Annotated in this window: 22 protein-coding genes and 1 tRNA gene; 17 read left to right on the plus strand and 6 right to left on the minus strand. The window is 63.9% G+C overall.

Translation table 11 applies throughout. The annotated features are described in order from the left end of the window. Positions 1-64: 64 nt before the first annotated feature. From V2B31_RS14550 to V2B31_RS14595, 10 genes are read left to right on the plus strand one after another with little or no spacing between them, the layout of a single operon-like run. Positions 65-1,063 carry a VOC family protein gene (locus V2B31_RS14550; RefSeq protein WP_328279726.1) on the plus strand — a complete coding sequence of 333 codons (999 nt, stop codon included), beginning with the start codon at positions 65-67 and terminating at the stop codon, positions 1,061-1,063. Then, the gene (locus tag V2B31_RS14555) at positions 1,063-2,205 is read left to right on the plus strand and encodes an FAD-dependent oxidoreductase (RefSeq protein WP_328279728.1); all 1,143 of its coding nucleotides are present in this window, start codon (positions 1,063-1,065) and stop codon (positions 2,203-2,205) included. The genes V2B31_RS14550 and V2B31_RS14555 overlap by 1 nt, the downstream gene beginning before the upstream one ends. Continuing rightward, positions 2,205-3,233, plus strand: coding sequence for an aromatic ring-hydroxylating dioxygenase subunit alpha (locus V2B31_RS14560; protein ID WP_328279730.1), 1,029 nt, complete (start codon positions 2,205-2,207; stop codon positions 3,231-3,233). Before V2B31_RS14555 ends, V2B31_RS14560 begins: the two co-directional genes overlap by 1 nt. Beyond that, complete coding sequence (locus tag V2B31_RS14565) at positions 3,230-4,156, plus strand: 3-keto-5-aminohexanoate cleavage protein (RefSeq protein WP_328279732.1); 927 nt, start codon at positions 3,230-3,232, stop codon at positions 4,154-4,156. The genes V2B31_RS14560 and V2B31_RS14565 overlap by 4 nt, the downstream gene beginning before the upstream one ends. Position 4,157: 1 nt before the next feature. Then, positions 4,158-4,934 carry a cyclase family protein gene (locus V2B31_RS14570; protein WP_328279734.1) on the plus strand — a complete coding sequence of 259 codons (777 nt, stop codon included), beginning with the start codon at positions 4,158-4,160 and terminating at the stop codon, positions 4,932-4,934. A gap of 9 nt (positions 4,935-4,943) precedes the next feature. Next, a complete protein-coding gene (locus tag V2B31_RS14575; RefSeq protein WP_328279736.1) occupies positions 4,944-5,978 on the plus strand; it encodes an aromatic ring-hydroxylating dioxygenase subunit alpha in 1,035 nt (344 codons plus the stop codon). Between the two features lie 10 nt (positions 5,979-5,988). Then, positions 5,989-7,143, plus strand: a complete 1,155-nt coding sequence (locus V2B31_RS14580) for an alpha/beta hydrolase family protein (RefSeq protein ID WP_328279738.1) — start codon at positions 5,989-5,991, stop codon at positions 7,141-7,143. Continuing rightward, complete coding sequence (locus V2B31_RS14585) at positions 7,140-8,177, plus strand: SMP-30/gluconolactonase/LRE family protein (RefSeq protein ID WP_328279740.1); 1,038 nt, start codon at positions 7,140-7,142, stop codon at positions 8,175-8,177. The genes V2B31_RS14580 and V2B31_RS14585 overlap by 4 nt, the downstream gene beginning before the upstream one ends. Positions 8,178-8,199: 22 nt before the next feature. After that, complete coding sequence (locus tag V2B31_RS14590) at positions 8,200-8,928, plus strand: glutathione S-transferase family protein (protein ID WP_328279742.1); 729 nt, start codon at positions 8,200-8,202, stop codon at positions 8,926-8,928. An 11-nt stretch (positions 8,929-8,939) separates the two neighbouring features. After that, on the plus strand, positions 8,940-9,749 hold the full coding sequence (locus V2B31_RS14595) for an SDR family NAD(P)-dependent oxidoreductase (protein WP_328279744.1): 810 nt from the start codon (positions 8,940-8,942) through the stop codon (positions 9,747-9,749). 273 nt (positions 9,750-10,022) lie between these two features. Here the strand turns inward: V2B31_RS14595 and V2B31_RS14600 are convergent. The 4 genes from V2B31_RS14600 to V2B31_RS14615 form a co-directional block, all read right to left on the minus strand. After that, positions 10,023-10,098 (minus strand) — tRNA-Val (locus V2B31_RS14600). A gap of 49 nt (positions 10,099-10,147) precedes the next feature. Continuing rightward, positions 10,148-11,152, minus strand: coding sequence for a winged helix DNA-binding protein (locus V2B31_RS14605; RefSeq protein WP_328279746.1), 1,005 nt, complete (start codon positions 11,150-11,152; stop codon positions 10,148-10,150). A 232-nt stretch (positions 11,153-11,384) separates the two neighbouring features. Beyond that, positions 11,385-12,236 (minus strand): D-amino-acid transaminase, encoded by an 852-nt coding sequence (locus V2B31_RS14610; protein ID WP_328279749.1) that lies wholly within the window; start codon positions 12,234-12,236, stop codon positions 11,385-11,387. Positions 12,237-12,351: 115 nt separating this feature from the next. Beyond that, on the minus strand, positions 12,352-12,798 hold the full coding sequence (locus V2B31_RS14615; RefSeq protein WP_328279751.1) for a hypothetical protein: 447 nt from the start codon (positions 12,796-12,798) through the stop codon (positions 12,352-12,354). 234 nt (positions 12,799-13,032) lie between these two features. On the opposite strand from V2B31_RS14615, the gene V2B31_RS14620 reads away from it, so the two are divergent. The 7 genes from V2B31_RS14620 to V2B31_RS14650 all read left to right on the plus strand — a co-directional run bounded on the left by V2B31_RS14620 (position 13,033) and on the right by V2B31_RS14650 (position 20,261). Then, on the plus strand, positions 13,033-16,263 hold the full coding sequence (locus V2B31_RS14620) for a M10 family metallopeptidase C-terminal domain-containing protein (protein WP_328279754.1): 3,231 nt from the start codon (positions 13,033-13,035) through the stop codon (positions 16,261-16,263). Positions 16,264-16,388: 125 nt separating this feature from the next. Further along, complete coding sequence (locus V2B31_RS14625) at positions 16,389-17,117, plus strand: sterol desaturase family protein (RefSeq protein WP_328279756.1); 729 nt, start codon at positions 16,389-16,391, stop codon at positions 17,115-17,117. Continuing rightward, on the plus strand, positions 17,114-17,551 hold the full coding sequence (locus V2B31_RS14630) for a DUF2141 domain-containing protein (RefSeq protein ID WP_328279758.1): 438 nt from the start codon (positions 17,114-17,116) through the stop codon (positions 17,549-17,551). The genes V2B31_RS14625 and V2B31_RS14630 overlap by 4 nt, the downstream gene beginning before the upstream one ends. A 69-nt stretch (positions 17,552-17,620) precedes the next feature. Further along, positions 17,621-18,466, plus strand: coding sequence for a MipA/OmpV family protein (locus V2B31_RS14635; RefSeq protein ID WP_328279760.1), 846 nt, complete (start codon positions 17,621-17,623; stop codon positions 18,464-18,466). 87 nt (positions 18,467-18,553) lie between these two features. Continuing rightward, a complete protein-coding gene (locus V2B31_RS14640) occupies positions 18,554-19,465 on the plus strand; it encodes a tetratricopeptide repeat protein (protein WP_328279772.1) in 912 nt (303 codons plus the stop codon). A 5-nt stretch (positions 19,466-19,470) separates the two neighbouring features. Beyond that, positions 19,471-20,085, plus strand: coding sequence for an LON peptidase substrate-binding domain-containing protein (locus V2B31_RS14645; protein ID WP_328279762.1), 615 nt, complete (start codon positions 19,471-19,473; stop codon positions 20,083-20,085). Further along, positions 20,082-20,261 (plus strand): Trm112 family protein, encoded by a 180-nt coding sequence (locus V2B31_RS14650; RefSeq protein ID WP_328279764.1) that lies wholly within the window; start codon positions 20,082-20,084, stop codon positions 20,259-20,261. Before V2B31_RS14645 ends, V2B31_RS14650 begins: the two co-directional genes overlap by 4 nt. Before the next feature lie 2 nt (positions 20,262-20,263). Here the strand turns inward: V2B31_RS14650 and V2B31_RS14655 are convergent, their stop codons facing one another. Then, positions 20,264-20,695 (minus strand): RidA family protein, encoded by a 432-nt coding sequence (locus V2B31_RS14655; RefSeq protein WP_328279766.1) that lies wholly within the window; start codon positions 20,693-20,695, stop codon positions 20,264-20,266. Positions 20,696-20,789: 94 nt separating this feature from the next. Beyond that, the coding region (locus V2B31_RS14660; RefSeq protein ID WP_328279768.1) for a TonB-dependent receptor domain-containing protein at positions 20,790-22,007 on the minus strand (1,218 nt) is incomplete at its 5' end.

Genomic DNA, 22,007 nt, shown 5'->3' on the forward strand with positions numbered 1-22,007 from the left:
CGCCGGGCGCGGCTGGCAAGACCAGCGACCTGCGCCCGGCCACCCCAAGGACAGGATCACGATCGTGGCAATCTTAGGTATCGAAACCCTCATCTATGGCGTCGATGACGTTGCGCTGTCCCGCCGCTTCTTCGAGGATTTCGGCCTCGCCATCGAACATGCGACAGAGGCCGAAGCGCGCTTCCGGCTGCCCGAGGGATCGGCGGTGGTGATCCGGTCGCTCGCCGATCCCGACCTCCCGCCCTCCCCGATCGAGGGGGCCGGCGTGCGGCAGGTGATCTGGGGTGTCGACAGCGAACAGGCGCTCGACGCGCTCGCCGCCGATCTGTCGCGGGATTGCGACGTTCGCCGGTCCGACGACGGCACGGTCCATTTCCAGGCGGGCTTCGGCATACCCATGGGCCTGCGGCTCTTCCGCAAGCGCCCCGTCCTCTGCGCGCCCGAACCCGCCAATGCGCCGGGCCGAACGGAACGATTGAACCGACCCCGCCGCTGGCGCACGCGCGCTTATCCCAAGGGGCTGAGCCACGTCGTCTTCGCGGTGCCGGATTTCGAGAGCGGAACCGCCTTCATGCGCGATCGGCTTGGGTTTCGCCTGTCCGACGAACAGGTCGGCTTTGGCATGTATCTGCGCGCCGACGGCAGCAACAACCATCATAATTTCCTGCTGCTCAATGCCACAGCGCCGCTCCCCGGCATGGACGGCAAGCTGCGCTTCCATCACGCCAATTTCGCCGTCGAGGATCTCGATGAGATCATGATCGGCGCCAACCATATGGACCGGCGCGGCTGGGAGCCGTCGCATGCCGGGCTGGGCCGCCACCGCATCGATTCCGCGCTATTCTACTATCTTCCCTGCCCGGCCGGCGGCGAGGCCGAATATGGCGCGGACTCCGATTGCGTCGACGATGGCTGGGTGCCGCGCCGCTGGCCCGAGCCGCTCTTCGCCTATGCCCATTTCGTTCACAACCTGCCGCCATTCCTGCGGCAGCCGCCACGCTGGAAGATCGACTATATGACCGACCCGATCGAGGTTCTGCCGCCGCACGAGGGGAAGCACTGATGGCCGCGATCGAACGCGCGCTCGTCGTCGGCGGCGGGATCGGCGGGCTGACGGCCGGGGTCGCGCTGCGGCAGGCCGGCATCGCTGTGGACCTAGTGGAGATCAACCCGGCCTTCAGCGTCTATGGCGTGGGCATTATCCAGCCCAACAACACGCTGCGGGCGCTCGACCGGATCGGCCTCGCGCGCCGCTGCGTTGATCTCGGCGCGCCCTTTCCGGGTTGGCGGATCCATGATGCGGCCGGAAACTTTATCATGGACGCGCCCAATGAGACCAGGGCCGCGCCCGATTTTCCGCCCAATAACGGCATCACCCGACCCGATCTGCAGCGGGTGCTGAGCGAAGCCGCCTATGCGCACGGCGTTTCCGTCCGCCTGGGCGTCAAGGTCGAGACGATCGAGGATCGCGGCGATCGGGTCGATGTTTCGCTGAGCGACGGGACGGCCGACAGCTACGACCTCGTCATCGGGTGCGACGGCCTCTATTCGGACATGCGTCGGCGCATCTTCGGGGACGCCGTAACCCCGCAGTTCACCGGCCAGGCCGTGTGGCGCTACAATTTCCCGCGTCCCAAGGAACTGGTGTGGGGCGAGATTCATGCCGGCCCGAACAGCAAGGTCGGGCTGACGCCGATGCGGCACGACCTCATGTATATGTTTCTGGTCTCCGCCGAGCCCGGCAATCCCTGGATGCCGCAAGACCGATTGGCGGATCTGATGCGCGAACGGCTGACCGGCTTCAGCGGTTTCATCGCGCAGCTGGGCGAGCAGATCGTCGATCCCGCCGGGGTGGTCTACAAGCCGATGGAGAATCTCCTGCTGCCCGCGCCCTGGAACAAGGGCCGGGTGCTGATTATCGGCGATGCCGCCCATGCAACGACGCCGCACCTCGCGCAGGGCGCTGCGATGGCGATCGAGGATGCGGTGCTGCTCGGCGAATTGCTTGGTCGCCGCGAGGCTGACTTCGACGCTCTGATGGCCGAATTCATGGCCCGCCGTTTTGACCGCGCCCGCTTCGTCGTCGAGAGTTCGGACCAGATCGCGCAATGGGAAATGGAAAGCTGGAAGGGCATCCACAATCCCGAAGCGCGGCCTGGCGAAGTGCTGCATCATGCCACCGTAGCCCTGCTGGAAGACTTCTGATGCCCTATCTCCGCAATTGCTGGTACGTGATCGCCTGGGATGACGAGGTTCCCGCCGAAGGGAGCCTCCGCCGCCGGGTTCTGAACGAGGATATCCTCCTCGTCCGTGACAAGGGCGGCGCAGTGCATGCGCTGCGCAACCGTTGCCCGCACCGCTTCGCGCCGCTCCATCTGGGCAAGCGGGATGGCGACACGATCACATGCGCCTATCACGGGCTGCGCTTCGGTCTCGACGGCGGCTGCCTGCACAATCCGCATGGCGACGGGACGATCCCGGCCGGCGCGCGGGTGCAATCCTATCCGCTGGCGCTCAAGCATATGCTGCTGTGGATCTGGATGGGCGATCCCGATCGCGCCGACCCGGCGGAAATCCCCGACTTGGTCGGCCTCGATCCTGATCGCTACGCGATCAATCGCGGCTATATGCACACGCCCGCCAATTATGAGCTGATGACCGACAATATCCTGGACCTCGGCCATATCGAGTTCCTGCACGAAGGGCTTCTCGGCAGCGAGGCGGTCCGCCGCGGCGAGACCGAGGTTCGTCAGAACGGCAAGACCGTCATCTCCAACCGGCTGGTTCGCAACGAGATTCTCCCGCCCGCGCTGGATGCGCTGTTCGAAAGCGGCGGCCAGCCGGTCGATCGCTGGCTCGACGTCCTATGGACAGCGCCCGCGAACATGCAGCTGACCGTCGGGGTGACACCCGCCGGCTCGCCCGAGCGTGTCGGCAGGGAAACTCCGGGCGTCCATCTCATGACGCCGGAGACCAAGACGACCACCCATTATTTCTGGTCGAACGCCCGCGACTTTCGGCGCGACGACGCCGAACTCCACGCCGCGCTCGAACAGGGGCTGCGCTATGCCTTCGAACATCAGGACAAGCCGATGATAGAGGCCGTCGCCCAAAGCATGGATGGCGAGGATTTCTGGGATCTCCGGCCCGCCATCCTCGCCTGCGACGCGGGCGCGATCCGCGCGCGCCGCGTCCTGCGCAAGATGATAAGCGACGAACAGGCGGCATCATGAGCAAGGTCATCATCAGCTGCGCCGTGACCGGCGCGATGCACATCCCCACAATGTCCGATGCGTTGCCGCTGACGCCCGAACATATCGCCGAAGAGTCGATCGCTGCGGCCGAAGCCGGGGCCGCGATCGTCCACCTCCATGCGCGCGTGCCCGAAACCGGCGCACCCACCGGCGATCCCGATATTTTCGCGCGCTTCCTGCCCGTCATCAAGCAACGCACCGATGCGGTAATCAACATCACCACCGGCGGCAGCCCGGCGATGACGGTGCAGGATCGCCTGTCCGCTGCGACACGGTTCAAGCCCGAAATGTGCTCGCTCAACATGGGCAGCATGAACTTCGCGATCTTCCCGGCCGCGCGGCGGATCAGCGAATGGAAACAGGATTGGGAGCGCGATTATGTCGTCAATTCGGATGACTTCATCTTCCGCAACACCTTTCGCGACATCGCCTATATCCTCCAGTCGCTGGGCGAGGCGGGCACGAAGTTCGAGCATGAATGCTATGACGTCGGCCACCTCTACAATCTCGCCCATTTCCTTGACCGCGGCCTGGTGAAGCCGCCCTTCTTCGTCCAGATGATCTTCGGCATTCTCGGCGGCATCGGCGCCGATCTCGACAATCTGATGTTCATGAAGCAGACCGCCGACCGGCTGTTCGGCAAGGACAGCTTCCAATGGTCGGTGCTCGCCGCCGGCCGGCACCAGATGCCGTTCATGACGCAGGCGGCGCTGATGGGCGGGCATGTCCGCGTCGGCCTCGAAGACAGTCTGTTCATCGAACCGCGCAAGCTGGCGACGTCGAACGCTCAGCAGGTCGAAAAGGCCAGGCGCATTCTTGCCGAAATGGGCCATGAACCGGCCACGCCGGCAGAAGCGCGCGCCATGCTCGGTCTCAAGGGCGGCGATCGGACGGCGATCTGACATGGCCCGAACGATCATCGATCTGTCCATCTATCTGGAAAATGACGTGGTGTCGGACCCGCCGCCATTTCGTCCGAAGATCGACTATATCGACCATGCGATGTCCGTGCCCGAACTGGCGGGTTTCTTTCCGGGGCTACAGCAGGACGACCTCCCCGACGGCGAGGCTTGGGCGATCGAGCGGGTCGAACTGATTACCCACAATGGCACGCACCTGGACGCACCCTATCATTTCGCCTCGACGATGGATCGGGGCGATCGCGCGATCACCATCGACGAAGTGCCGCTCGATTGGTGCTTCCAACCAGGCGTCAAACTCGACTTTCGGCATTTCGCGGACGGCTATGTCGCTAGCGCTGCCGATGTCGAGACGGAGCTGGCGCGCATCGGTCACAGCCTTTCCCCGCTGGAGATCGTCCTCGTCAACACCAGCGCGGGGCAGCGCTATGGCCAGGACGACTATGTCAGCGCTGGCTGCGGCATGGGCTATGAAGCGACCATGTACCTGCTCGAGCGCGGTGTCCGCCTGACCGGCACGGACGGTTGGAGCTGGGACGCGCCTTTCGTCCACACGCGCGAGCGCTACCTTGCCACCGGCAATGCCGCGCTGATCTGGGAAGGGCATAAGGCCGGGCGGGACATCGGCTATTGCCACCTTGAAAAGCTGCACAATCTGGAAGCGCTGCCGGCGACAGGTTTCACGGTCGCCTGCTTCCCGGTGAAGATCCGCGCGGCGTCGGCCGGCTGGACACGCGCCGTCGCGATCATCGAGCAATAGGAGGCAGGGATGTTCCTCAAACAATCATGGTATGCGGCATGGTGGGCCGATGATCTGCCTGCCGATGGCCTGTCGCCGCGCACCATCGCCGACGAGCCGATCCTGTTCTGGCGCGACGACCAGGGGATGCCGCAGGCGATCCTCGATCGTTGCCCACATCGCTATGCGCCGCTCAGCATGGGGCAGCGCGTTCCGGGAGGCGTGCGGTGCGGCTATCACGGCATCGCTTTCGACGGGGCAGGGCGATGCCTGCAAAATCCCCATGGCCCGATCGTCTCCGCGCTTTCGGTGCGGGCTTTCCCGGTGGTCGAAAAGTACAAGATCCTGTGGATCTGGATGGGAGACGCCGATCGCGCCGACCCGGCCGCCATTCCCGATCTCGCCTTTGCCGATCGCGCGCCGGACACCGCCTACAGCCGGGGCTTCCTGCCGACGGCGGCCGGGCACCAGCTGATCGAGGACAATATTCTCGACCTGACCCATGCCGACTATCTGCACGCCACGACGCTGGGCGGCGGATCGGTCACCCGCGCCCGGCCGAACATCAGGGAACATGAGGACGGCACGGTGTTCATCGAATGGCCGGCCAGCAACGAAGTGGCGCTGCCCTTCTTCCGGGCCGAGATGCCCGATCCCGACATGCTGACCGATATGTGGACGAGCGTGCTGTGGCATCCTTGCGGCGTGATGACGCTGCGCTTCGGCGCGACCCCGGCGGGGCGCCCGCGCGAGGAGGGGATCGATACCTGGTCGGCGCATATCGTGACGCCGGAAACCGCCCGATCCAGCCATTATTTCTACTTCAACACCCGCGAGTTCCGCGTCGATGACGCGGAGTATAACGCGCTGTTCGCGGCCGGCTTGCGCCACGCCTTCACCACCGAGGACAAGCCGATGATCGAGGCGCAGCAGCGCCGCCTGGGCGACGCCGACCTGTTCGACCGATCGCCGGTCCTGCTCGCTTCCGACGCTGCATCGACCCGTGCGCGCCGCGTCTATGCCCGTCTACTCGCAGCCGAGCAGGACGCTGCCACAGCTTCGTAAAGGACATATCATGTACGAGCCCTTTCCCGGCAATTATGTCTGGAATCTGTCGGTCAACATCGCGCTCAACATGGGGGGCGTGATGGGGGAGATCGATCCGGCGAACGACAAGGTGCGCGCTGTCGCCCAGCAGGGCGAGGACAATGGCACCGAAGCCTTTTTCGACTCCTGGGGCGAACTCGCGGACCGGGTCCGGTCGGGTGCTGAAAAGAACGAGGCCGCCGGCCACATGCTGAGCGCGGCGGAGAAATATGGCCGGGCGGCGGCCTATTACATCACCGCCGAGCGGATGCAGAGCCGCGATTATGGCCCGCGCAAGGCGATGTACGCGACGATGCTGCGCACGATGGAGCGCTTCTACGCGACCGGCGACATCGGCGCGCGGCGGGTCGAGTTTCCCTATGAGGGCGCAACCCTGTCGGCGGTCTTCGTGCCCGGACATGGCGAAGGCCCACGGCCGTGCATGATCTTCTGCAACGGGCTCGACAGCACCAAGGAGATGATCCTGCTGACCCTGCGCGATCGCTTCGCCAAACGCGGCATCGCCTGTCTGATGATCGACCAGCCTGGCGTGGGCGAGGCGCTGCGCCTTCACGATCTCCATGCGGTTTACGATACCGAGCGCTGGGCCAGCGCGGCGGTCGACTATCTCGAGACGCGCGACGACGTTGATCCCACGCGGATCGGGATGATGGGCTGGTCGATGGGCGGCTATTATGCGCCCCGCGCTCTCGCCTACGAGCCGCGCTTCGCAATCGGCGCGGTGTGGGGCGGCAATCATGACTGGGGCGGCCACCAGAAGGCGCGGTTGCAACGTGAAGGCGACATGCCGGTTCCCCATTATTGGTCCCATGTCATGTGGGTCTGGGGCCAGCCCGATATGGACAGCTTCATGGCGCTCATGGAGAAGGTCAATCTCGACGGCCATCTCGACCATATCCGCGTGCCCTTCCTCGTCACGCATGGCTCGAACGATCGCCAGATTCCGCTCAAATATGCCCATCGCAGCTACGACCAGGCGGTGAACAGCCCCGATCGGGAGCTGAAGATATTCACCCCCGAGGAAGGTGGGATCGAACATTGCGGCGCCGACAATATGGAGCCGGTGCAGAACTTCATCGGCGACTGGCTCGCCGATCGTTTCGCAAGGATGGACCGGGCATGACGCTGTTGCGGACATCGCCAGGCCCCAACCCGCTGCGCGGGTTTCAGGTCGATCCTGCCGCGATCGGGCGCATCGGCAAGGATTTGCAGCGACCCGAATGTATCCTGGCGGAGCGCGACGGGACGCTGTGGTCCGCCGATGCGCGTGGCGGGGTGATGCGCATCGATCCCGACGGACAGCAGACGCTGATCGCGCAGGCGCCCGATCCCCATTTCGATCTGAACGCGGCGGCGGCCGACAGCCTGCTGGCGGGAACGTTGCCCAACGGCCTCGCCTTCGCCGCGAACGGCGATCTGCTGATCGCCAATTTCGGCACCGACCGGCTCGAACGGATGACGCGGACGGGCGAGACCCGGGTGATGCTCGACAGCATCGACGGCCGGCCGCTCGGCAAGGTCAACTTCGTCCTGCGCGACAGTCGCGACCGGATCTGGATAACCGTTTCGACCCGCATCAATCCGTGGAGCGACGCGATCAACGCCACTTTGGCGGACGGCGCGATCCTATTGCTCGACGAGAAGGGCGCGCGCATCGTGGCCGACGGCTTCCGCTTCACCAACGAAATCCGCTTCGACGCCGCCGAAGAGTGGCTCTATGTGGCGGAGACGACCGGCAAATGCGTCACCCGGCTGCGCGTGCAGCCCGACGGATCGCTGACCGACCGCGAGATTTACGGCCCGGCCGATCTCGGCCCCGGCGTGATCGACGGCATCAGCTTCGATGCTTATGGCAATTTATGGGCGACCATGATCTTCGCGGACCGGCTCATCGCCATCACGCCTCAGGGAGACATGATCGAACTGCTGGCCGACGGCGATCCCGCCGCCACGGCCCGCTTCGAGCGCGATTTCGCGTCCGGCAACCCGGTGTCTTTCGACACGCTGATCGCGTGCGGCGGCACGATCTGTCCCTGGCTCGCCAGCGTGACCTTCGGCGGCCCCGACCTCTCGATCGTCTATCTCGGCGGCCTGCGGAGCGACAGCATCCCCTTCTTCGCCAGCCCGGTCGCGGGGCTGCCGATGGTCCACTGGTGAGCCGCTCTGGTGGAGCGGCGGCATGATAACGCTCCATGCCTTTGCGCCAGCCTTCGGATTGCCGAGCCCGGGGCCGTTCGTGATGAAGACCGAAGTGCAGTTGCAGATGATGCGGCTGCCCTATCGCTGCGTGATCGACCGGCCGACCGGCGCACCGAAGGGTAAGCTGCCCTTCATCGAGGACGATGGCGCGGTCGTGGCCGACTCCACCTTCATCCGTTTCCATCTCGAAGCGAAATATGCGGTTGATCTTGACACGGGCTGGGACGATCGGTCGCGCGCCAAGGCGTGGGCGATCGAGCGGTTGGTGGAGGATCAGCTCTATTGGGCGATGGTCTACAGCCGCTGGGCGATCGATGCCAATTTCGCCAAGGGGCCAGCGCACTTCTTCGACGCCTTGCCTGAGGAGGTACAGGACGAGGCCCGGCAGAAGCAGCGACGGGCGGTGCTGTCCTATCTGGACGGACAGGGCATCGGTCGACATGCATCCGACGACATCGCCCAACTGGCCCGGCATGGCTATGCATCGCTCGCCAAATTGCTGGGCGACCGACTCTATATTCTCGGCGAGCGCCCATGTGGGGCGGATGCGAGCGTCTTCGCGCAACTGGCGAGCGCCCTGACGCCATTTTTCGATTCCCCCGTGCGCGATGCGGCGGCGTCATGCGACAATCTTGTCGCCTACAGCCGGCGGATGATGGTCGCCTATTTTCCTGACTTCGCTGATCCAGCAGACACGCAGAGCCTGTGAAGGAACGCCTCATGCCTCAAGCCGCCTCATCTTTTTCCGACCCCGCTCTCCCGCTGCTGCGCGGCAAGCGCATCCTCGTGACAGGCGCTGCCAGCGGCATCGGTCGGGGCGCGGTGGATGTCTTCGTGCAGGCGGGGGCCAGGGTGGTTGCGACCGACCGCGACGCAGATTTGCTGGCAGAAGCATGGGGCGGCCACGCGCATGTCTCTGTGAAACCGCTCGACGTGATCGACGAGGCCCAGTGCGAGGATGCGGTCGCCTTCGCGGTCGATCGGCTCGGCGGGCTCGACGGAGTCCTCAACAGCGCCGGCATAAGCGATATCGTGTCGCCCGCGACGGAGATCGCGATCGAGGATTGGCAACGCATCGTCGACGTCAATCTGCGCGGGAGCTTTCTGGTCGCGCGCACCGCCGCCCGCCACATGCTGGCAGCAGGCGGGGGATCGATCGTCCTGATTTCGTCGGTGAACGGCATCGCCGGCATTCCGAGGCGACACGCCTATGGCCCGGCCAAAGCCGCGATCGCGCAGCTGACCCGCACCCTCGCCTGCGAATGGGGTGGCGCAGCCTTGCGGGTCAACGCCCTGGCGCCGACCTATATCAATACGCCGATGATCGTGCGGCTCGCGGCGGAGGGGAAGGTCGATCTCGACCGGCTGCGCCGTCGCACGCCGATGGGGCGGCTGGGTGAGGTCGAGGACATCGCCCAGGCGGCCTGCTTCCTGCTGTCCGACCAGAGCCGCTACATCACCGGCGCCATTCTGCCGGTCGACGGAGGCTGGCTGGCCTATGGCGGTCCGGGCGACGTCGTCACGGCGTGACGCGGATCGTGACGCGGACCAATGATCTGGAGCTTCGCTTACATGAACTTGTTCGAAGCCGGTTGCGGCGGATCTTGTCCATTTTCATCGCCGGAGACTAGATTTCGCCGCTGTCGTTCCAGGCCCGCCGTCGCAGATCGGTATGCCGAGGATCTTTATCATCGCCCGATGTCCTCAAAATTAGGATCAAAGGCGTAGAGAAATCCAAGTGCTATTCATTCCGCGTCGGTATACCTCTGCGATACGGCCAGAAACCGCGCTTCTCGGCGAAACTGGTGGGCGATGACGGGCTCGAACCGCCGACATTCTCGGTGTAAACGAGACGCTCTACCAACTGAGCTAATCGCCCTCTCGGGGGTGTGCGCCTTCTAGGCGAAAATGCGGGCCGGTCAAGCGGTTCAGCCGTGCCGTAGCCGCCGGCTCGCCCCGAACCACCGCAGCAGCGCGTCGGCTGTATCCTGCGCCAGGGTGATGAACACGCGGCGGCCGTCATGCGGGTCGGCCTGTCGCTTCACCAGACCCTGATCGGTCAGCGTGCGGATCCAGCGCAGCGCGGTCGTCGGCGGCACGGCGGCGGCGATGCACAGGCTTGATACCGACACGCGTTCCTGCTCCAGCCGCGCAGCCAGCAGGTCGAGCAACATGTCCCAGGCCGGATCGGCGAACAGGTCGCCAGGCAGGAAGTCGGCCCGCATCCGCCGCGCACGCAACATGTCCCGCACCTGGGCGCCGGTTATGTCGGGCAGGTCGGCATGGGGCTTGGCCTGGGCCGGGGCAAGCGGCTCGAGCACCGGCATGCCGATATAGTCGCTCGGGCGATCGGAAATGCGCGGTCCAAGATCGAAGCTGGGCGGCGCTGACACGCGCGCTCTCTGGGTCAGGGCGTCGATGGTCCGCGCCAGCCGGCCGACCTCTTCGCTCAACTGTTGCAGCCGGTTGCTCTCGGCGTTGATGTCATGCACCTGACGCGTCAGCGGCTCATGCGCGCCGGCGGCGATCAGCGCGGCGGCAAGCTCGGTGCGATTGGGGTCGCACAGCAATTGGCTGTGGGGACTGCGCAGGCAGGCGTAAGCGAGTTCGACCGTGTCCCACCCCGCAACGATCACCACCGCCATGCCGGTCTGCACCGCCTGCGTCTCGATCTGGACCAGCAGCCGTTCCAGGGCGCTGCATGGGGTCGGGCAGAACAGCAGCAGTGCATCGCACTGGGTCTGCGCGTCGAGCCGCGCCGACGCGTCCTCTACGTCGCTTACGCCCAACAAGCGCAACCCCGCCGCGTCGGCGATCGGAGAAAGATCGGCAGCATCAGTGGCATCGGCAATGACCAACAGGCCCGGACGCTCATCGACGAGCGCCATCACCTTTGCCGCCATGGGAGCGGGATAGGGGAAATCTTCCATCATGGTCCGACTCCTGTTCTAGCTTCGTTCTATAACATAGAGCAACATCGGATCGGTCCAGCGGCATCTTTGTCCGCTATGACATACAATCTGGAGGGAAATCCGACGCGATAAGCGCGGTCGCACCCGCTCTCGCTCCGATCCCGAGCGGCATCGGACTTGGTCCCCGCCAAAGCGGAGCCGTTTGGGCGAACGTCAAACTGCGGTAACAATGCCGCCGAAACGGACCTAGTTTTCAGACCGCGGTTTGCCGGGCGAAATCGATGTAGAGGTCACGAAGCCGCATCGCGACCGGCCCCGGCACGCCGTCGCCGACCGGTTGGCCGTCGATCCGCACGACCGCCTGGCAGAAGGTCGACGCGCTGGTGATGAAGGCTTCCCGCGCCGCCTGCGCCTCGGCAACTGTGAAGGCGCGGCGAACGATCTGCGTACCGCGCTCCGCCGCCAGCGCCATCAGCGCCGTGCCGGTGCAACCCGCGAGCACGCTCTGGTCATAGGCGCGAGTGATGATCCCTTCGTCGGTCAGGATGAAGGCGGTGGAGGACGCGCCCTCGGTCACGAAGCCATCTTCCACCATCCACGCTTCCTGAGCGCCCGCCTCCTGCGCCGCCTGCTTCGCCATCACTTGCGCAAGCAGCCCGACGCTTTTGATGTCGCGCCGCTGCCAGCGCAGGTCCGGGACCGTAGCGACCGCGATGCCGGCGCGCGCCGCCGGCACGTCGATCACGGGGCGGTCCTGAACGAACAGGAAGAGGGTGGGCGTCAACTGAGCGGGCGCCAGGAAGTCGCGACTTTTGTCAGCGCCGCGCGTGATCTGGAGATAGACCAAGCCTTCGGACACATTGTTTCGCTTGACCAATTCCTTCTGTACATCCTCGATGCGGGCAAGGGTCAAGGGCAGGGCGATGCCGATCGCAGCGGTCGATCGCTCCAGTCGCGCGAGATGGCTGGCGCTGTCGACGAGCTTGCCGTCAAGGACTGCCGCGACCTCGTAAATGCCATCGGCGAACAGAAATCCCCGGTCCAGCGGCGAGATGCGCGCCTCTTCCAGGGGAAGAAAGGCATCGTTCAGAAAGGCGATGGACATGGGAGCGGGCGTTCCTCGCGAGGGAGAATGTCGCTCTTCCGCAGCGTCATCCTAGGGTCAAGCGGTTATCCGCGTCGATGAGCGGGGCGACGGAATGCTTGTCTATCGTGGCTGTTCATGCTACAGCAACATTCGCCGGCGAGGAGCCGCCGAGCGACAAGCCGAAGGCCGCACGCTCCGTCGTCTGCGCTGTATCGCTATTGCTGATCCAGATGCCGCCGGAACCGGAGAGGAAGAGGCTGTGGCTGCAATATATCCTATGCTGGTCCGGCGCGCGTCGCTGACGATGCTGTGCGGTGTCATCGCTGCCGGCTGTGCGTATGCCGACAATCGGCGAACAGCCGACCCGCGCCTGCCCGTCCTGCCAGCGGGAACCAAAGCCCCGCCCGGCACCGGGGGCATCATGCTGCCGCCGGGCGATGCAGAGGTCGCGGTCCGATCCGAATTTGCGGGCATGGAGAAGACGGGCACGGCGGAGGCATATGCCTTGTTCGCCGAGCGTCATCCCGACCATCCGCTTGGCCGAGAGGCCGCACGAAAAGCCGCCGCGCTCCGAGGCCATTCTGTGGCCGCGCCAAATACTCCATAAATGAAAAATGCAGTTAACAAATAATATATTAGTAAAAATACTGCGTAAATTCAGTGAAATAGCGTGGTTTCCTCACCAAGGTATTGAATTGGTTTGAAATTAGTTTTCTTGGCAGCTTTCAAATTTGCTGCCATGTAAACGCCCCACAAGAACGTTCGCCAACCGACACAGTGAACGTGTCAGCCTCTAGTCCCTTTAGGAGGATGTATGTTCAAAGTAGAAGGCAATGGCCCCATCAAAGCGAAGTCGGCCTCCGATTTTTCTTCGTCTCTCGCCAGTGGCATCGCGGATGCCGCTCCCACCTGGACCATCGCGGACAGCACCGTACGGTCGGAGGTTCTGCTTCTCTATCCGCAGGATGTGATGCTGCCGCCGGACACCGCGCCGGGCGGCGCCAATGATCTTAACAAGCCGCAGGAAAATGGCAGCGGATCGACCTCGACCGCCCAAGGTTCCACCGGCGATCAGAAGATTGATGGCATCTTGAGCGGGGTCAAATGGTCCGGGTCCATAACCTACTCTGACACCGACTCAGCAGCCGACTATCAAAGCGGCTATTTCAGCGATGGCGACGGTGACGGCATCAGCGCGCAGAATGAGGGATTTTCCCAGTTCACTCTGGAGCAGATGGTTGCTTTCCATACAGCGCTAAACTCGACCGCCTACACGCAGTCGACCGCGTCGACCGCCTTCGCGGTTGAATCTTTCACCAACCTCAGCATCACTTATAATGGGGCAGGTTCATCCACGGCGACCATTCGCGGGGCGAACTCCAGCGATCCAGGCACGGCTTACGCTTATTATCCCAACAACAGCATCTATGGCGGCGACACCTTCTTCGGCGCGGCCTATGACAACACGATTTATTCCCTCAAGACGCCTACCGCCGGCAACTACGCCTGGCACACCATGTTCCACGAACTGGGCCACTCGCTGGGCCTCAAACATGGTCAGGAAACCGGCGGCTTCGGCGCTCTTCCTACCGCCTGGGACTCGATCGAATTCACGGTCATGACCTACCGCAGCTATGTGGGTGCGCCGCTGACCGGCTATTCCTACGAGCAATGGGGCGCCCCTCAGACCTATATGATGCTCGATATCGCAGCGCTTCAGGCGATGTATGGCGCTGACTATTCGGTCAATTCGGGCAACACCACCTATAGCTGGAACCCGACCAGCGGCGAAACCTACATCAACGGCGCGGTCGCCATCGATCCGGGCGGCAACCGCATCTTTGCAACGCTGTGGGACGGCGGCGGCGTCGATACCTATGACCTGTCCAATTATACGACCAACCTGTCGCTTGACCTGAACCCCGGCGGCCATTCGGTGTTCAGCCAGACTCAACTCGCCTATCTCGGCAACAATGGCAGCAACGTCTATGCCCGCGGCAACATCTTCAACGCGCTGCTCTATCAGGGCAACACCGCGTCGCTGATCGAAAACGCCAATGGCGGCACGGGCAATGACAGCATCATTGGCAACCAGGCCAACAATGTGCTGAACGGCAACAACGGTAACGACTATATCGATGGCGGCCTGGGCAACGACACGATCCGTGGCGGATCGGGCGACGATACGCTGATCGGCGGCGGCGGCAGCGATTCGGTTTATGGTGATTTGGGCAACGACCGGATCTACTGGGCTCCGCCGGTACCGGCGCTTTCGGACGTCCGCTACCATGACGGCGGCGGCGGATTCGACACGATCGATGGCGGCGGCACCAGTTTCGGCGGTGGCGCGACGTTCGACCTCGGCGCCGGCACATACACCAATGGTGGATCGTTCAACGAAACCTGGGTGAATTTCGAACATTATTACAACGGCGCAGCCAGCGGCAGCGAAACCGTTATCGGCAGTACGGCGTCGAATAACATTACGACCGGTTCTGGCAGCAACATCATCAGCGGCGACGCGGGAAATGACACAATTTCCAGCGGTGCAGGCAACGACACTGTCGATGGCGGCACGGGCAATGATGTCATCAACGCCGGCACTGGCGACGACAGCATCACCGGCGGCGACGGCAACGACACCATCACCGGCGGCGATGGCCTCGACGCCATCGACGGCGGCGCGGGCAACGACACGATCGACGCAGGCGCCGGTAACGAGACTGTCTATGGCCAGGCCGGCAACGACAATATCTCTGGCGGCGATGGCGACGATCTGCTGATCGGCGGCACCGGCAACGACGTGTTCGATGGCGGCAGCGGCCGCGATCTCGCTTATGGCGAGGAAGGCGACGATACGTTCCGCCTCTACAACGGCTGGAACGGCAGCTATGGAGAGGCCTTCTTCGGCGGCGCCGGCTCCGACACGCTAGACGTATCTGCCATTGGCGTTACGACGACCACCATCAACCTGACCGATGGCACCTTTGCCTATACGCCCGGCGGTTCCGGCCCGATTTCCTTCTCCAGCGTGGAGAATGTCGTCGGGTCGGCGGGGGCGGATTCGCTGACTGGCTCGGGTGAGAACAACAGTCTGTGGGGCAATGCCGGCAACGACCTGCTCTATGGCCTACTGGGTGATGACATCCTGGATGGTGGCGCGGGCGACGATCTGCTCGACGGTGGCGCAGGTGTCGATACCGCCAGCTATGCCAGCGCGGCGGCCGGTGTCACCGTAAGTCTGGCCCTTGCGAGCGCGCAGGCTACAGGCGGTGCCGGTAGCGATACGCTCGCCGGGGTCGAGAATATCGATGGTTCCGCTTATGCCGACACGCTGACGGGCGACGTCGGTAACAATGCCATCCGCGGCGGAGACGGCAACGACACGCTCAACGGTGGCGATGGCGACGACGTGCTCAACGGCAACGCGGGTATCGACGTGCTCAACGGCGGCACCGGCAACGACACTTATTATGTCGAGAACTCGTCCGACAACGTCGTTGAAGCATCGACCGGCGGCACCGGCGACGTCGTATATTCCTCGGCAAGCTACAACCTCAACGGCCGTGCGATTGAAGCGCTGATCCTTAATGGCTCGGCCAACATCAATGGCACCGGCAACAGCTTGGCCCAGTCGATTACCGGCAATAGCGGAATCAACATCCTCAACGGGCTCGGGGGTAACGATGTGCTGGATGGCAAGGCTGGGTCGGACACGCTGACTGGCAGCACCGGAGCGGACGTTTTCGCGTTCACCACCGCTCTGGGTGCGGCCAATGTTGATAGCATCACCGACTTCGTGGTGGTGGACGACACGATCCGCCTCGAAAATGCCGTGTTCACCGGACTTGCCGCCGGCGCGCTCAACGCCAATGCCTTCTTCATCGGGGCTGCGGCGAACGATGCGAGCGATCGCATCATCTACAACAGCGCGACCGGCGCGTTGCTGTTTGACGCCGATGGCAACGGCGCCGGCGCGGCGATCCAGTTCGCCACCCTGTCCACCGGGTTGGCCATGACGGCGGCGGATTTCGTCGTGGTCTGACCCACGCGATCCACATGCTAACAAAGGAGGGGCTGCCCGCTATGGGTGGCCCTTCTCTTTTTCTGTTTTCTATCAAAATGTCACGATCGCTTCCGCCCGCGCGACAAGCCTTGTATAGGGCGGCCATGGTCGCCGCGATTGTCCTGTCCGCCTTAGCCATGAGCCTGATCGTGGCGGTGCGTTACCTGCTGGCGAGCGCGGGCTTCGCACTGGCGACGCGATTGCGCCAGCCCGGTCTGTACCAGGGGCTCGACGCGCAAATGCGGCGGGAGATCGCCTGGTCGCTGCTGTCCGCCATCATTTATGGCGTGCCGGCTGGGATCGTGGCCTGGGGCTGGCAGACGCATGGCTGGACCCGCATCTACGACGATATCCACACATGGCCGCTCTGGTATATCCCGCTATCCGTGCTGCTCTATCTCGCCGCGCATGACACATGGTTCTACTGGACCCATCGCTGGATGCACCAGCCGCGCCTGTTCCGCATCGCTCACGCGGTGCATCATGCCAGCCGCCCGCCGACGGCCTGGGCAGCGATGAGTTTCCATCCGTGGGAAGCGCTCACCGGAGCGATTATAATCCCCGCCCTTGTCTTCCTGATCCCGATCCATGTCGGCGCGCTCGGTCTCGTGCTTACGATCATGACGGTCATGGGCGTCAGCAACCATATGGGGTGGGAGATGTTCCCGCGCTGGATGGTGCGCGGGCCGATCGGTGGCTGGCTTATCACAGCGACTCATCATCAGCGGCATCATGACCAGTATCGGTGCAATTACGGTCTCTATTTCCGTTTCTGGGATCGGCTGTGCGGGACCGACCGGGGTCTGGGTGACTTTACGAAGGGCAGGGCATGAAGGGCAGGTTATTGGCGGCGGCGGCGGCAGCGATCGCGCTGGGCGGGGCCGCGCCGCCCGATCTGGCGCAGCCGGTCAGCATCGATCTCACCGGGCTGCGTTCGACAAGGGGCAAGGTGCTGGTCTGCCTCACCCGTCTGCCCGACCATTTTCCCGATTGTCGCGACGACCCGGACAAGCGCCACTTCGCCGTCGCTCCCCGTGGCGGCGAGACGCCGCTGGGGATGCTCGCGCCGGGAAGCTATGCCATCGCGATCATCCATGACGAAAATGGCAATGGCCGGCTCGATACCTTTGCCGGCATCCCGCGCGAGGGTGTCGGCTTCTCGCGCAACCCTGCTTTGCGCTTCGGCGCGCCCAGCTTCCGCGCCGCGAGCTTCCCGGTCGCGGGCGCGCCGGTCGAACAGGATATCCGCCTCAAATATTTCCTTTGAGACGAAGGGCGGAACCGTAACCCCCTCGAAACATTATCGACCCGCATCATCTTTCAGTCAGGGTCGTCCATGCACAGCCTTCGCCTTCTCCTGGGCGCGACGATCGTCGCGTCCATGCCCTTCGCCGCGCCCGCCTTGGCGCAGCAGGAGGACCATAGCAGCCTGACCATCGGCCTTGGCGCCGCTGTCGTGCCGACATACGAGGGGTCGGATGAGCATCGGGTGCTCCCTTTGCCCCAGCTGCGGGGCAAGGTGAAGGATCGCAGCTTCTGGACACGCGGGCCGGCGCTGTATGTCGATATGCTGACCGATACGGATGGGGAGGGATGGGACCTGGAACTCGGCCCTGTCGTCGGCGCCCGCTTTGACCGCTCCAGTCGCAAGGCGATCAACGATCCGCAGGTCGAAGCCCTGGGCAAGCGCGACTTCGCGATCGAGGTCGGCGGTTTTGCCGGCTTCGGCAAGACCGGCGTCGTCACTAGCGCCTATGACAATCTCTCCGCTCGCGTCGCGGTGACGAAGGATGTGGCGGGCGCGCATGAAAGCATCATCGTCACGCCGCAGATCGAATATTTCACGCCGCTTTCGACCAAGAGTTTCGTCGGGCTCGGCCTGTCGGCGGACTATGTGGGCAAGAGGTTCGGCCGCTATTATTTCGACATTGATCCTGCCGGAGCGGCGGCCAGCGGCTTGCCCGTCTACGACCGCGCCGGCGATAAGGCGGGCTTCCGGCGTGTGACCGCTAGCCTCGCCGGCGGCTATTCGCTCTCCGGCGACATCAGGCGCGGTTGGGCCTTGTTTGGCGTCGTCGGCTATTCGCGACTGCTCGGCCGCTATGCGGACTCGCCGATCGTTTCGATCGCGGGCTCCCGCAACCAGTGGATTGGCGCGCTGGGGGTCGGCTATACCTTCTAGGATGCGTCTCTTGCAGCCAGAGGGTGACGCGCCCCATATTGCGGTCTATGGGCGGGGCAACCCGTATCGGCAGCAGGAGATATGAGCGTGGCGACCCTGGGATTGAGCGACACCGAAAAGGCGGCGGTCGAGGAATTTCGCCGGGACGTTGTGGAGCCTTCGCGCACCCAGTTGGTGATCGTCGATTTCTGGGCCGAATGGTGTGGCCCGTGCAAGCAGCTCACCCCCGTGATCGAGAAGGTGTGCGCGGAATACGCGGCCAAGGGCGTCAAGCTGGTAAAGGTCAATGTCGACGAAAATGGCTTCATTGCCAGCCAGTTCCGCGTCCAGTCGATCCCTACCGTCTATGCTGTGTTCCAAGGCCAGCCGGTCGCGGACCTGAGCCAGGCGCGCACCGAAGGCCAGCTCCGCCAGTATCTCGACCAGATACTCGCGCAGTTGCCGATCCAGTCCGACGAAAAGGCGCTGGCGCAGGAAATCGCGCCGCTCATCGCCATGGGTGAGGAGCTTCTGGCCGGGGGGGAGGCGGAGCGCGCTTTATCCGTCTTCACCCAGATTGCGGAGATGGACCCGGACAATGCGGAGGTTGCGGCTGGTCAGGCGCGCGCGCTTGTCGCCTTGGGCGAGTTGGATGACGCTGAGGCGGTGCTCGCTGCTCTCCCTGAAGAGGCTGCCCGTCATCCCGCCATCGACCAGGCGCGTGCCGCCATCGCCCTTGCTCGTGACGTAAAGCCCGTCGCCGATCTGTCCGGCGTGGAGAAGCGAGTCGCCGCCAATCCGGACGATCATGACGCGCGCTTTGAACTGGCGGGCGGGTTGATGGCGAATGGCGACCGCGACGGCGCGGCGGCGGCGCTGCTGGAGATCGTCCGCCGCGACCGTGCCTGGAACGACGGCGCAGCCAAGGCGCAACTGCTCAAGATTTTCGAAGCCGTCGGGCTGGAAGATCCCTGGGTCGCGGCACAGCGGCGCAAATTGTCGCAAATCCTGTTTTCGTAACGCCCATGCCGCTCGCGCGCGTCTCGATCTTTCCCCTGTCCGGCGCGCTGCTGCTGCCGGGCATGGAATTGCCGCTGCACATTTTCGAGCCGCGCTATCGGGCGCTGATCCATGACGCGATGGCGCGCGACCGGCGGATCGGCATGATTCAGCCGCGCGGCGGCGGGCCGGTGCCGCCGCTTTTCGACATGGGGTGCCTCGGCCATGTCAGCCATATCGAAGCGCTGGACGATGGCCGCTTCAACATCATTCTGACTGGGCTGGCGCGTTTCCGTGTGGTGCGCGAACTGCCCGTCGCCACGCAATTCCGCCAGATCGAGGCGGATGTCGAACAGGCGCCACAGGAGGATGAGTCGCTGGCTGCGGTTGAGCGCGCCGCGCTGGAGCAGGAATCGCGGCGCTTCGCCGACTCGCTTGGCTATGTCGTCGACTGGACGGCCGTGTCCCGGCTGGACGACACGGCGCTGGTGAACGGCATCGCCCAGATCGCGCCCTTCGATCCCGCGGCCAAGCAGACCTTGCTGGAGGCCGATACGCTGTCCGAGCGGTCCGAGCGGATCATCCAGTTGATGCAGATCGTCGGCCGCATAGAGCGTGACGGCGGCGCGACCCTGCAATGAGCGACGCTTCGCCCATCGATCCCTGGCTGTTCGCGAAGCTCGTCTGCCCGCTCACCCGCGCCCCGCTGCGCTGGGATGCAGCGCGCCAGGCGCTCGTGTCCGAGGCGGCGGGCCTGGCCTATCCGGTTCGCGATGGCGCTCCGGTGCTGATCGCGCGCGAGGCAATTGCGCTGTAGAGTCAATTGAACGCGGCGATGCACTCCACCTCGACCGGCGCGCCGAGCGCCAGCCCGTCCGTCCCGAACGCGCTGCGCGCGGGTAGCCGCTTGCCCTCGAAATAGGGCACATAGGCGGCGTTGAAGCGCGGCCAGTCGGCCATGTCGTCCAGCATCACCGTGCATTTGACGACGTTGCCGAAACCAAGCCCATGCTGCGTCAATATCTTGCCGATCGAGTCCATCGCATTCCTGGTCGCCGCGTCGAAGCCCGCGCCATGACGATCCATCCCTGCTGGAACCTGCCCGATCTGACCCGACATGTAGAGGATGTCGCCGACCCGCACCGCAGGCGAGAAGGGCAGCTTGGCCGGCATGGCTTGCGGCGCCGGCGCGGGCTGGGCGAGGGCAGGGGCGGCGCTTAGTAGGGCAAGGGCAGCAAGACTGGACTTCATGGACAAGACTCCTCTGGGGACGTGCAAGCACACGATGTTACCCCAACGAAAAAGGGCCGGCCACCGCAGGCCGGCCCTTCCTTCGCGACCTGGTTCAGAATTTGAAATCGATACGGGCGTAATAATAACCGCCAGAGGTGCTGTACGGGCCATGACCATAGGGCGAATTATATGCGCCCGCGCCATTGATATAGGGCGACACACCGGTCGGCACGGTAACGCCGACGAGCTTCTTCGGGATTTCCGGAATCTTGTCGAACAGATTGTTCGCACCGATCGAGAAGGTCACCGCGTCGGTGAAGTCATAGCCGACCTCCAGGTCGGTGATCGCTGCCGGCTTCACGACGCCGTTGAAATAGAGCTGGTTCGCTCCGCCCGCACCATCATTGATAAGGAAGCCGCCATCGGGGATGACGATCTGGCCGCCCGAACTGGATGTGAAAGCGGGACGCACCAGCACGCTCGTTTTGCCGTAGAATGTCTCGCGCAGGTTGAGCGTAAACCGGCCAGACGTGAACAGGGCGTTGGCGACGATTTTGTAATCTGGATTGGAGCGCTCGATATTGCTCTCCGACGCCGCGTTGAAGATCGGATAGCCCACCTTATTGTTGGTGATCTTCGTCTTGTTGTAATTGGCCGTCAGCGACAGATTCAACTGCCCGAAATCGAGCGCGACCGGATAACTCGCGGAAAAGTCGATGCCCCATGTGCGCGTGTCGATGCCATTGGTGAAGCTCGACACACCGATGGTGCCGGCAGTGAACAGCGCACTGTCGAGCACGATGCCTGCCGCGTTGAGCGCATTGATGATATCGGCGGCGCCTGGCTGCACAACACCGTTCAGCACAGCGTTTCGGGCTGCGGTTCCGGTGATGCGATCCTTGATCTTGATGAGATAGCCGTCGACCGTGATCGCCAGCTTGGGCGCGGGCCGCAGGACGATGCCGGCGGAGAAATTCTTCGATTTTTCAGGCTTCAGATTGCCGAAGCCCAGCAGCGCGGCCGCTGGCGTGCCTGCGGGGAGCTGCGCCACGGCGCTGGTGGGGCCGACATTGATCGTCGAATATTTCTGCTCGGCGAGCGTGGGCGCGCGGAAGCCTGTGCTCGCCGTGCCGCGGATTGCGAAGGCGTCGCTGAAATCGTAACGAGTCGTGATCTTGCCGATCAGTGTATCGCCGAAATCGGTATAATCTTCATAGCGGCCGGCGAGGTCCACCGACCATCCGTCGACGGGCGTCGCGATGAAGTTCAGATAACCCGCCTTGTTGGGGTGGACGGCTCCCAACGGCATCGCAATGTGCCAGAGTGAGTG

The sequence above is a fragment of the Sphingobium sp. genome (assembly GCF_036170395.1).
Classification (GTDB): Bacteria; Pseudomonadota; Alphaproteobacteria; order Sphingomonadales; family Sphingomonadaceae; genus Sphingobium.